The organism is Bradyrhizobium sp. B120, assembly GCF_049075665.1.
Taxonomy (GTDB): domain Bacteria; phylum Pseudomonadota; class Alphaproteobacteria; order Rhizobiales; family Xanthobacteraceae; genus Bradyrhizobium.
On record NZ_CP185242.1, the window covers coordinates 5,228,130 to 5,239,734 of the forward strand.

The 11,605-nt window shown below is 63.7% G+C and carries 13 protein-coding genes; 6 read left to right on the plus strand and 7 right to left on the minus strand.

From position 1 onward, the window contains the following. The first annotated feature begins 34 nt into the window (after positions 1-34). The 3 genes from argE (at position 35) to lepB (ending at position 2,626) form a co-directional block, all read left to right on the plus strand. Positions 35-1,204 carry an acetylornithine deacetylase gene (gene argE, locus ACOIX3_RS24160; protein ID WP_420964568.1) on the plus strand — a complete coding sequence of 390 codons (1,170 nt, stop codon included), beginning with the start codon at positions 35-37 and terminating at the stop codon, positions 1,202-1,204. Positions 1,205-1,352: 148 nt separating this feature from the next. Beyond that, a complete protein-coding gene (locus tag ACOIX3_RS24165; protein ID WP_420964569.1) occupies positions 1,353-1,736 on the plus strand; it encodes a bleomycin resistance protein in 384 nt (127 codons plus the stop codon). A gap of 131 nt (positions 1,737-1,867) precedes the next feature. After that, complete coding sequence (lepB, locus tag ACOIX3_RS24170; RefSeq protein WP_420964570.1) at positions 1,868-2,626, plus strand: signal peptidase I; 759 nt, start codon at positions 1,868-1,870, stop codon at positions 2,624-2,626. A 123-nt stretch (positions 2,627-2,749) separates the two neighbouring features. Here lepB and ACOIX3_RS24175 read toward each other — a convergent pair whose 3' ends face one another. Continuing rightward, positions 2,750-3,061, minus strand: a complete 312-nt coding sequence (locus ACOIX3_RS24175; RefSeq protein ID WP_298376717.1) for an ArsR/SmtB family transcription factor — start codon at positions 3,059-3,061, stop codon at positions 2,750-2,752. A gap of 96 nt (positions 3,062-3,157) precedes the next feature. On the opposite strand from ACOIX3_RS24175, the gene ACOIX3_RS24180 reads away from it, so the two are divergent. Next, complete coding sequence (locus ACOIX3_RS24180; protein ID WP_420964571.1) at positions 3,158-3,910, plus strand: SDR family NAD(P)-dependent oxidoreductase; 753 nt, start codon at positions 3,158-3,160, stop codon at positions 3,908-3,910. 92 nt (positions 3,911-4,002) lie between these two features. On the opposite strand, the gene ACOIX3_RS24185 is transcribed toward ACOIX3_RS24180, so the two are convergent. From ACOIX3_RS24185 to ACOIX3_RS24195, 3 genes are all read right to left on the minus strand, one after another. Further along, positions 4,003-4,917, minus strand: coding sequence for a DMT family transporter (locus tag ACOIX3_RS24185; protein ID WP_420964572.1), 915 nt, complete (start codon positions 4,915-4,917; stop codon positions 4,003-4,005). A gap of 156 nt (positions 4,918-5,073) precedes the next feature. After that, positions 5,074-6,132 (minus strand): phosphotransferase family protein, encoded by a 1,059-nt coding sequence (locus ACOIX3_RS24190; RefSeq protein ID WP_420964573.1) that lies wholly within the window; start codon positions 6,130-6,132, stop codon positions 5,074-5,076. 134 nt (positions 6,133-6,266) lie between these two features. Continuing rightward, positions 6,267-7,499, minus strand: a complete 1,233-nt coding sequence (locus ACOIX3_RS24195) for an acyl-CoA dehydrogenase family protein (protein WP_212309687.1) — start codon at positions 7,497-7,499, stop codon at positions 6,267-6,269. A gap of 272 nt (positions 7,500-7,771) precedes the next feature. Between ACOIX3_RS24195 and ACOIX3_RS24200 the strand changes: the two genes are divergently transcribed. Continuing rightward, positions 7,772-8,461, plus strand: a complete 690-nt coding sequence (locus ACOIX3_RS24200) for a TetR/AcrR family transcriptional regulator (protein WP_092115017.1) — start codon at positions 7,772-7,774, stop codon at positions 8,459-8,461. Between the two features lie 119 nt (positions 8,462-8,580). Here the strand turns inward: ACOIX3_RS24200 and ACOIX3_RS24205 are convergent, their stop codons facing one another. After that, positions 8,581-8,976, minus strand: coding sequence for a Rid family hydrolase (locus ACOIX3_RS24205; RefSeq protein WP_420964574.1), 396 nt, complete (start codon positions 8,974-8,976; stop codon positions 8,581-8,583). Positions 8,977-9,217: 241 nt separating this feature from the next. After that, positions 9,218-10,444, minus strand: coding sequence for a CaiB/BaiF CoA transferase family protein (locus tag ACOIX3_RS24210; protein WP_420964575.1), 1,227 nt, complete (start codon positions 10,442-10,444; stop codon positions 9,218-9,220). A gap of 285 nt (positions 10,445-10,729) precedes the next feature. Between ACOIX3_RS24210 and ACOIX3_RS24215 the strand changes: the two genes are divergently transcribed. Beyond that, a complete protein-coding gene (locus ACOIX3_RS24215; protein WP_420964576.1) occupies positions 10,730-10,972 on the plus strand; it encodes a hypothetical protein in 243 nt (80 codons plus the stop codon). 88 nt (positions 10,973-11,060) lie between these two features. Here the strand turns inward: ACOIX3_RS24215 and ACOIX3_RS24220 are convergent, their stop codons facing one another. Then, the gene (locus ACOIX3_RS24220) at positions 11,061-11,603 is read right to left on the minus strand and encodes a carboxymuconolactone decarboxylase family protein (protein ID WP_420964577.1); all 543 of its coding nucleotides are present in this window, start codon (positions 11,601-11,603) and stop codon (positions 11,061-11,063) included. Positions 11,604-11,605: the final 2 nt, after the last annotated feature.

Consider the following 11,605-nt stretch of genomic DNA (forward strand, 5'->3'; position numbering starts at 1 on the left):
CGGCATCGCCGCCCCCCTTCAACCGACCTGGACCATGCAAAATCAACGCCCCGACCGTATCCGCAAGCTCTTGGCCGACCTCGTCGCGTTCGACACGGTCAGCGACCGTAGCAATTTGCCCCTGATCGACTACATCGAGCGCTACCTCGCCTCGCTTGGCGTCAGCGGACAGCGCATCGTCGATGACACCGGACAGAAGTCCTCGCTGTGGGTGACGGTCGGCCCCGAGGACAAACCCGGCCTGGTGCTGTCGGGCCATACCGATGTCGTGCCGGTCGCCGGACAGGACTGGAGCCACAACCCATTCGAGCTCGTCGAGCGTGACGGGCGGCTGTACGGCCGCGGCACCACCGACATGAAGGGCTTTGTCGCGGTCTGTCTCGCGATGGTCCCGGAAATGCTCGCGGCCGGTCTGAAGACGCCGATCAATCTTGCAATTTCCTATGACGAGGAGATCGGCTGCGTCGGCGTCCGCCCGATGCTGCGCGACGTCGCACGCAAGCCGATCAGGCCACTCGGCTGTTTCGTCGGCGAGCCGACCCGGATGCAGGTGATCATCGGCCACAAGGGCAAGCACGGCGTGCGCGCCACGTTCCGCGGGCTCGCCCGCCACTCCTCGATCGCGCCCGACGGCGTCAACGCCATCGAATACGCGGCCGACCTGATCACCGAAATCCGCCGCCGCGCCGCGTTGCTGGCCGCGGATGCCGAACAGAACAGCCTCTACGACGTCCCGCACTCGACCCTGCTCACCAGCATCGTGCACGGCGGCGCCGCGCTGAATATCGTGCCCGACAGTTGTGTGGTGGAATTCGAATGCCGCGGCATCGGCATCACCGAGTCCAGGCAGGTGACGGACGCGATCATCGCCTGGGCCAGGGCCGAGATCGAGCCTGCCATGCGCAAGCGGCATCCCGAATGCGGCATCGATTTCGAGGAGATCCTCGACTACCCCGCACTCGACACCGCGGCGGATGCGCCGATCGTCACGCTCGCCAAGCAGCTCGCCGGCCGCAACGACCACGCCAAGGTCGCGTTCGGCACCGAGGCCAGCCTGTTCGTCAGCATGGCCGATGTCCCGTCGGTGGTGGTCGGCCCCGGCTCTATCGCGCAGGCACACACGCCGGATGAGTTCGTCGAGATGTCGCAGCTCGAGGCTTGCGGCGAATTCGTCGCGCGGCTGATCGCCCATTGCGCGAAGTGAATTGATTTCGTAGCCCGCATGAGCGACTTGTCCGCCATAGCTCGAAGAGCGACGGCGGAAGCGATATGCGGGAGCAGTTCCCTGGGTATCGCTTTGGCTCACCCGGGCTACGGACTGAGGGCGCCAAGTCAGGAAGGGAGTGGCACACATGGCAGCCGCACCGACGAGCAAGCCGATCCTTCATGCAATCTCTCCTCGCATCGCAGTTGGAAATGCGGAGCAAACCTTGGCCTTCTATGGACGACTGGGCTTTGCCTGCACACATCAGGAGGAAGGGTTCATGATCGTTGAACGAGATGGGGTGCAGCTTCATCTCCACCCCTCCAATGATCCTCCCACGCGCCACGGCGCGTTCTGGATCAGGGTGAGTAGCATCGAGGCCCTGTACCAGGAATTTTTGGCAGCCAATGTGATTACTTCGTCTAAGGTCAAGGCGCAGCCATGGGGATTCAAGCAGTTTCACATCTGTGATCCCTTTCGAAACATCTTTATTTTCGCCGAGAGTCTCACTGACGCGGCACCAGTCGCGTAGCCCGCATGAGCGAAGGGATATGCGGGAGCACTCTCCCGGGTATCGCTTCGCTCACCCGGGCTACGCAGCTGATCGGGCGTTACGCGAAGTGATGCTCTGCTGCGTAAGGCGTGAAACAGGAGCCCGGGACCATGTCGACCGAGAAGGAACGTCAGCAAGGCGGAATCGCGGAAACCTTCCGCGTGGCCGTGCAGGCGCTGATCATCGCGCTGGTGATCCGCACCTTCCTGTTCCAGTCCTTCAACATTCCGTCAGAATCGATGGAATCGACGTTGCTGGTCGGCGACTACCTGTTTCTCTCGAAATACAGCTACGGCTACACGCACTACTCCCTGCCGTTCTCGCCACCGCTGTTCTCGGGCCGCATCTTCGGCTCCGAACCCAAGCCCGGCGATGTCGTGGTGTTCCGGCTGCCGAGCGACGACTCAGTTGATTTCATCAAGCGCGTGATCGGCCTGCCCGGCGATCGCATTCAGATGATCGACGGACAGCTGTACATCAACGGCACCGCGGTGAAGCGCGAGCGCGTCGATGACTATGTCGATCGCGACGAGGGGCCGCGCCCGGTCCGCGTCAAGCGCTGGCGCGAGACCCTGCCGAACGGGGTCAGCTACGACACGCTCGATCGCATCGAGCGTTCCGAATACGACAACACACAGGTCTATGTGGTGCCGCCGGGGCATTTCTTCGCAATGGGCGACAACCGCGACAACTCGGCCGACAGCCGCGTGCCGCCAGCGCGCGGCGGTGTCGGTTACGTGCCGTTCGAGAACCTGATCGGGCAGGCCAAGGTGATCTTTTTCTCGATCGGCAATGACGCGCCGGCATGGCAAGTGTGGCACTGGCCGTCCTCGGTGCGCTGGAACCGGCTGTTCACCGGCATTCACTGACGAGCGAGCGGCGCGGATCAAGACGTAGCCCGCATGAGCGAAGCGATATGCGGGAAGGCCAATCCGCGATTGCAGCTGCGTTGAACGAACGGCGGATTAGGATTCGTTGATCCGCCCTGTGCGCTATTCCGGATACCCCAGGATCGTCTTGAGCAATTTGGGAAAGCGCGCATTGATATCGGCTTCGCGCACCACGTTGCGATGCTCGACGCCTTTTTTCGAGGTTTGAATCAAGCCGGCCTCTCGCAGGACGCGGAAGTGGTTCGACAGCGTCGATTTGGCCATGCCAGGGCACGGCGCCGCGGCCGTGCACGACATGCAATCGCCCTGCTCGAGCAGGCCCCTGACAATCTTCAACCGCATCGGGTCCGCGAGCGCTGCCAGCACTCCGGCCAATGTGATGTCCTCACGCGACGGGTGAACGAACTGCACCATCACGAAATATATAGCGCTGCCCTTGAACAGCTTCAATAGTTCACTATTACTGAACTATTGAACAACTGCGCATCCGCGTGGACAATGGAGAACGAGATGAGCAAAAGACTCGAGGGCAAAGTGGCGCTGGTAACCGGCGCGTCAAAGGGCATCGGCGCGGAGATCGCCGTCCGGCTCGCCGCGGAGGGAGCCGCGGTTGCTGTCAACTACAGCGCCAGCAAACAGGCAGCAGAGCGTGTCGTGGATGCGATCACCAGCAAGGGCGGCAAGGCCATCGCCGTCCACGGCAATCTCACCGACGCCAGCCATGTGAAGTCGGTGGTGGCTGAGACCGTCAAGGCATTTGGTCCGATCGATGTCGTGGTCAACAATGCCGGCCTCTACGAGTTCGCGCCGCTGGATGGCATCACCGCCGGGCACTTCCACAAGCATTTCGATCTCAACGTGCTTGGCCTGTTGCTGGTGTCGCAGGAAGCCGCGCGGCACTTCAATACGGCAGGCGGCAGCATCATCAATATCAGCTCCGGCGTATCAACGATCGCGCCGCCGAACACCGCCGTCTATACTGCGACCAAAGCCGCGGTGGATGCGATCTCCTCGGTGCTGTCGAAGGAACTGGCGCCGCGCAAGATCCGCGTCAACACCGTCAACCCCGGCATGATCGCGACCGAAGGCGTCGTGTCCGCCGGCCTTGCAGAAGGCGACATGCGCAAGTGGATCGAATCCACCACGCCGCTGGCACGGATCGGCAAGGTCGAGGAGATCGCAGCCGCTGTGGCTTTCTTCGCCTCGGACGATGCCTCCTACGTCACCGGCGAAACGTTGCACGTGACGGGCGGTCTCCGCTGAGGCGGTTGTTTTCGTCATGCCCGGATATCGGGCCTTGAACCTGCGATCGCCGTAGGGCGGATGACGCTGCGCGAAATCCGCCCTACAAATCTTCACAACCCATCCGGCGGCAGGCCCGGCCCCGTCGCGGCCGGACGCAGCTTGTCGCGCTTGCGCTCGCGGTAGAAGGCGTAGAGGCCGGAGGCGACGATGATCGCGGCGCCTGCGAGCATCTGGGCATCGGGCCGGTGGCCGAAGGCGAAATAGCCGAGCAGCATCGCCCATAGCAATGCGGAGTAACGGAACGGCGCCACCGCCGAGATGTCGCCCGTGCGCAGCGACACGATGATGCATTGATAGCCGATCAGGATCAGCACAGCGGCCAACACCAGCAGGCCGAGGGCGTGGCCCGACGGCGGTTTCCAGCCACCCAGCGGGACCAGGACGGCAGCGCCGGCCGTCGTCACCGTCACGGTGGTGAGCAGCGTGATGAACACGGTCGGCAGCGCTTTCGGGATGCGGCGGGTGGCGAGATCGCGCACCGCGCAGAAGCCGACCGACGCCAGCGCCAGAAGCGACGCCTGGCTAAAGCCCTCCGCGCCCGGCCGCACGATGACGAGCACGCCGATGAAGCCGGCTGATATCGCAAGCCAGCGCCGCCAGCCGACCGGCTCGCCGAACACCAGCGCCGCACCCAGCGTGATGACGAGCGGCAGCGCCTGGAAAATCGCCGACGCGTTGGCGAGCGGGATCTGCGCGATCGCCGAAAGATAGGTCAGCGTGCCGCCGATCTCGCCCATCACGCGCAGTCCGACCGGCCAGATCAGCAGTGCGCCAAAACTGCGCAACGCGTCGCGGTACCAGGCGAGTGCTGCGACCAGCACCATCGCGACCAGGCCGCGGACCAGCAGGATCTCCCCGATGTTGAGCTCCGCCGACACCGCCTTGGTGATGGCGTCGTTGGCCGTGAAGCTGGCCATGGCCGCCGCCATGAACAGGCTGCCGCGAAGATTCGGGGAAAGGGCCAAGGTGAAAGTGTCCGATCAGGACCAGGGCGGGCGTCGACCGGACTGACTTGCCAAAGCGGCGCAGCGAACTCAAGTCACAGATGGCTACAATGCGGAAACATGCCGCAGCTTGCGGAAGCGGCGCGAACCCTGGGGGATCGCGCCGCATTTCTCGGATCAGGTTGCGCCGGCCTTCTGCGCGTATTCCCAGGACGCCTGCGACAGCGGCACGGTGCGCTTGGCCGACTCGAGGGCCTTGGCATTCGCGGCGGTGCCGTCGCGGACCCGGCCCGCAATGCCCTGCGTGATGCCGGCGAGGCGGAACAGGTTATAGGAGAAGTACCAGTTCAGATCCGGCACAGCCATGCCGGTGACGTCGCAGTAGATCCGCGCGGCCTCGTCCTGGCTCGGAATGTTCAACGCCTTGAGGTCGGCATTGGCGAGGCCCGGCATGGTCCACTGCATCAACAGATAGGTGAAGTCGGCCATGGGATCGCCGAGCGTCGACAATTCCCAATCGAGCACCGCCTGCACCCGCGGCTCGGTGGCGTGGAAGATCATGTTGTCGAGGCGATAGTCGCCGTGCACGACCGAGACGCGCTTCTGCTCCGGCACCGTCTTCGGCAGCCACTCCGCGAGCTTCTCGAACTCGGGAATGTGCTGCGTCTCGGACGCACGATACTGCTTGGTCCAGCGGTCGACCTGGCGCGCAAAATAATTGCCGGGCTTGCCGAAATCGCCGAGGCCGATCGTTTCGGGATCGAGCATGTGCAGCTTCGCCAGCGTCTCGATCTTGCTGGTGAAGATCTTGCGGCGCGCGTCGGGCTGCTGGCTCGGCAGCGTCGGATCCCAGAACACCCGCCCCTCCTCCATCGACATGACGTAGAAGGCCGAGCCAATCACCGCATCGTCGGTGCACAGCGCGTAGGCTTTTGCGACCGGGAAATTCTGCTTGCCGAGCGCCGCGATGACGCGGAACTCGCGATCCACAGCATGGGCCGACGGCAACAATTTACCGAACGGGCGTCGGCGCATCACATAATTGCGGCCGGGAGTCTCGAGCTTGTAGGTCGGGTTGGACTGGCCACCCTTGAATTGCAGGACCGTGAGCGGGCCCTGATAGCCCTCGACATGTTCCTGCATCCAGGCCGCGAGGTTCGCCTCGTTGATACGATGGCGCTCCTCGACTTCCCTTGTGCCGGAAAATTCTTCGTCTTTCCTGACGCCGTCCGCCACGATGACGCTCCCTCAATTCAGTTTTTGGGGAGCGCCGTCGGACGCTCCTTCAATCAGGCTGGCACGCCAGCCTGATCTCTATTTTTCATTCTGAACACGATGTCAGCGCGAACGCCATGCGTTCCGCATCATGCTCAGTGCGACGTGTTTGCATACTTCCGAAGTTCAAGTCTGGCAATGGCGCGATTGTGCACCTCGTCCGGACCGTCCGCCAGCCGCAGCGTGCGGATGTGGGCATAGTCCTTGGCGAGCCCGGCCTCGTCGGAGACGCCGCCGCCGCCATAGGCCTGGATCGCCTGGTCGATGATCTTCAGTGCCATGTTCGGAGCTGCGACCTTGATCATCGCGATCTCGGCCTGCGCGGTCTTGTTGCCGACCTTGTCCATCATGTCGGCGGCCTTGAGGCACAGCAGGCGGTTCATCTCGATATCGGTGCGGGCCTCGCCGATGCGCTGCTCCCAGACCGAATGCTCGATGATCTTCTTGCCGAACGCGGTGCGCGAGGCGAGCCGCTTCACCATCTTCTCCAGCGCCTCCTCGGCCTTGCCGATGGTGCGCATGCAGTGATGGATGCGGCCCGGACCGAGACGGCCCTGCGCGATCTCGAAGCCGCGGCCTTCGCCGAGCAGGATGTTTTCCTTCGGCACGCGGACGTTTTCGAGCAGCACCTGGGCGTGGCCGTGCGGTGCGTCGTCGAAGCCGAACACCGGCAGCATCTTCTCGACCTTGATGCCGGGGGTGTCGAGCGGCACCAGGATCTGCGACTGCTGCTGATGCTTGGCGGCGTTGAAGTCGGTCTTGCCCATCAGGATCGCGACCTTGCAGCGGGGATCGCCGACGCCCGACGACCACCATTTGCGGCCGTTGATGACGTAGTGATCGCCGTCCTTCTCGATCCGGGTCTCGATGTTGGTGGCGTCAGACGACGCAACCGCCGGCTCGGTCATCAGGAAGGCGGAGCGGATCTCGCCGTCCATCAGCGGGCGCAGCCATTTGCGCTTCTGCTCCTTGGTGCCGTAGCGGATGAACACTTCCATGTTACCGGTATCGGGGGCGGAGCAGTTGAAGACCTCGGACGCCCAGGAGATGTGGCCCATCTCCTCGGACAACAGCGCGTATTCGAGGTTGCTCAATCCCGCGCCGTGGAATTCGTCATCCTCATGCGAGGACGGCGGCATGAACATGTTCCAGAGGCCCTCGGCCTTCGCCTTCTTCTTCAGATCCTCGAGGATCGGGATCACCTTCCAGCGCGGGCCTTCGGCGTCCTGCTTGTCGTAGATCGGCACGGCGGGGCGGACATGCGTTTTCATGAAAGCCTGAACGCGCTCAAGCCATTCCTTCTGCCTGGCCGACATCGTGAAATCCATGGGACGCTCCTCGTTTCCTAGACTTGGGCTTTGCACTTAGGCCGCGGAACTGGGCCTTGGCCGTTTGGGCAACATTGTTGACCCCGCGTCCGCGGCCCGCAAGGGCGTTCACGGAAACGGCGGCGGTGGTGTGCCAGAACGCCGCCCCGCGATCAGCGGATTGACATTTCCGGCTCTTCAAACGATAGTTTCATACAAATGTTTGAAATGCAACTCCCCGTCGTCTTCGTCATTCCCCGGCGCACCGCGGAATAACGGAAAGGCTCAAGACCATGGCCAGCGACCAGACCCGATCCGCCATTCTCGCCGCCGCCGAGCGACTCTATGCCGACCGCGGCTTCGGCGACGTCACGCTGCGCGACATCGTCGCGGAGGCGAACGTCAACCTCGCCGCGGTGAACTATCATTTCGGCTCCAAGGACGAATTGATCGCGGAGCTGTTCGTCACCCGCAGCATCCAGACCAACCGCGAACGTCTCAATGAACTGAAGGCGGCGGAGGAAAATGGCGGCGGACGCGCCTCGATCGAGGACATCATGCGTGCTCTCGTCGGCCCCACTTTGCGCGGCTGCCTCGGGCCCGATCGCGAGGGCTCGACCGCGGCGCGCTTCATGATCCGCGCCTCGATCGAATCGGTGCCGCCGATCCGCCGCATCAAGAACCGCGAGGTCGATCATTTGCGCAAATTCGCCGCCGCGATGCGTCGCGCGATGCCCGGCCGCGACGACACCGAACTGTACTGGGGCCTGCACTTCGCGCTCGCGATGGCGCATCACACCATCCGCGAGAAGGAACGCCTGCTGCGCCTGTCGGAAGGCAAATGCGATCTCGACGACGTCCGCGCCATCATCGATCGCGTGGTCACGGTCTCGGTGATGGCGCTGACGATGGGCGACGTGCCGAGCAAGCCGGCGCTGCGGCCGGTCGTGGTCCACGGCCGGCTGACGCGGCAAGATTTGTAAGCGGCTCTGCCCTCAAGCGCGATTTTCCATCGCGCTTTCGTTTCTTCTGAGCACGATCCGCGCAAACGCCTTGCGTTTGTCGCGACGGAAAACCGCTTCACACTTTTCCTGATCGTGCCCTACACCATCGCGATGCAATCTATCTCGATGTCGAACGGCCCGGTCCATTCCGGGATGCAGACGAAGATCCGCGCCGGCAGATCATCCGTGAAATATCTCCGGTAGATCGCGTTGAAGGTCGCGAAGTGTTTTGCCGAGGTGCAGAAGATGTTGCACTTCATCACGTTGTCGAACGATGCGCCGGCGGCCTCGAGGCACTGCCTGAGCTGCTCCATCACCAGTTCGCTCTGCCGCTCGATCGAGGCGCCGGCGGCGATCTCGCCGGTTGCCGGATCGAACGGCGGCAGGCCGGAGACGAACACCATATTGCCGGCGCGCGTGACCGCCGACGCCGGCGCCTTCCAGCGCTCCAGCCAGCTCGAGATCGGTTCGACGCGGACCACTTCCCGTTTCATGATTGGCACCTTCGATAGGGATCGATGGCGCCAATCTAGCAGGCTCGTGTCAAGAATGCTTCGATATAGGTCGAAGTGTTGTAGCCGACCAGACAGCCCTCTCCCCGTCATCCTGAGGAGCGCGAAGCGCGTCTCGAAGGATGCACGGCCCGGCTGGTGGCCGATTCATCCTTCGAGGCTCGCTCCGCTCGCACCTCAGGATGACGGGAAGAGCGGACCGCCCGCGGCTCCGAAGTCAGCGTTACAGAATCCCCTGCGCCTTCAGCCCTTCGACCTTGGCGTCGTCGTAGCCGATGGTCGCCAGCACGTCCTTGGTGTCGGCACCTAACAGCGGCGGGGCGCGGTAGTCGGTGATCGGCGTGCCCGAGAAGGTCAGCGCGTTGCGGATCAGCGACAGGTTCGGCTCGAAGGGGTGATCGACCTTCACCCGCATGCCGCGCGACTGCACATGCGGATCGCTGAACACCTGCTCGAAATTGTTGATCGGACCGGACGGCACGCCCGCCTCTTCGAGCTTGTCCAGCCAGTAGGCGACCGGATGCTTCAGGAACAGGCCGGCGAAGATCGCCATGATCTCCTTGCCGTGCACGACGCGGTCGTTGTTCTTGACGAAGCGCTTGTCGTTGGCGAGCTCTGGTTCGCCGAGCACGGCGCAGGTCCGCTGGAACTGGCCGTCATTGCCGACCACCAGCATCAATTCGCCGTCGGTGCAGCGGAACACGCCGGCCGGCATGCCGCCATTGCCCCAGGTGCCGCGGCGCGGCGGCATGTTGCCGTTGACGAGGTAGATCTGCAGCCAATGCGACAGCGAGGCAATCACCGTATCGAACAGGCAGACGTCGACATGCTGCCCTTCGCCGTTGTTGGCGTCGCGATGGTACAGCGCCGACAGAATCCCGATCGAGGTGTTCATGCCGGTCATGTAGTCGACGATCGACGGGCCGACCTTCATCGGGCCCGCGCCGGGCTCGCCGTCGATATGGCCGGTAACGCTCATCAGGCCGCCCATCGCCTGCAGGATCGCATCATAGCCGGCGCGCGTGGCGTACGGGCCGGTCTGGCCGAAGCCGGTCACCGAGCAATAGATGATGCCGGGGTTGAGCTGCTTGATGGTGTCGTAATCGAGGCCGTAGCGCTTGAGGTCGCCGACCTTGTAGTTCTCCATCATCACGTCGACCGACTTGGCGAGCTCGCGGACGATCGCCTGCCCTTCGGGCTTGGCGATGTTGACGGTGACCGACTTCTTGTTGCGGTTGGCGCAGAGGTAGAACGAGTTGTTGTTGTTCGCCTTGCCTTCGGGATCGGCGAGGTAGGGCGGACCAAAGGCGCGGGCGTCGTCGCCGCCGCCGGGCCGCTCGATCTTGATCACCTCGGCGCCGAGATCCGCCAGCATCTGGGCCGACAGCGGGCCCGCGAGCACCCGCGTCAGGTCGAGAATCTTGATGCCCGAAAGTGGCAGAGCCGACATGAACGTTCCTCCGAAATCTTGCTAAATCTTGATTATCCGGCGCCGGACCGTGTCTTGCCCGTTTCCTGCCCGTCTCCTGGGCGCGCCAGAGCTTGCGGATACACCATTTTGCTGCCGCGAGCACTGCATTGTCGGCATGAAGCCATCCCCGTGTGGCGCAGCGGCGGGGTCCTTCGGGAACCGGCCGCGCGTATCGGGCCGATTGCCGCCACGCGAAATTGTGAAGTTGGCCGACACCGATTTGCCGCAGCGTCAGCGGTACTTTACCGCGACGAGGAGGACATCATGCGGACGATCGCAACAGCCGGGCTGCTGCTGACCCTGGTTGCGGCTGCAATGCCGCCGGCGGATGCGCGCGGCGGCCACGGCCATGGCGGCTTGCACGGCATGCATGCCGGCGGCGCCGGTCGCGGCGGCGGATTTGCCGCCGACAAACGCCACGCCGACGACCCCTACACCAAGGCGGCCTCCGATGAAGAGGACCGCCTGCTCAACAGCAAGCTGAAGAGCATCTGCCGCGGCTGCTAGGACGCGATGAGGTTCAATCGTCATCGCGCTTCAGGGAGTTCATCAAGTGCTCCCGAGGTTCGACATCTACGGCTTGTACGGGACCGTCTCAGAACGGCGGCGGTCCGGGATTGGGCAGGGCTACGTCGAAGGCCGTGACGACGGTGGCGATGCAGCGGTAGAAGCCGCACAGCGTCACCAGTTCGACCACGCCCTTCAAGCCCAACGCCTGCTGCAAGCGCTGCTGCAGGAGGTCGGGCAGAGACTCTTGCGCCACGACATGGCGGGCCGCGCTGCAAATGTCGACGTAGAGAGCGCTCATCGGCGGAGCCGCGAAATCACCAGCCTGCAAGGCGTCCACCACCGCCTGGGGCACGCCCGCGGCGAGAGCGATCGGCGCATGCTGCTCCCATTCATAGGCCACGCCGAGGCCGCGCGCCGTCGCCAGGATGGCGAGTTCGCGCACGTCGGCACTGAGCAGGCCATGAAAGCGCAGATAGCTGCCGAGATTGCCGATATGCTCAGCCAGCACGGGATTATTCATCAGCGCCAAATACATGCCATGGAGTCCGCCGCGCGGGCCGGCCAGGCGCCGGTAGATGGCGCGGCCCTCATCGTCCAGATCCGGCGTCGGGTCGGGTAATTGTGCCATGG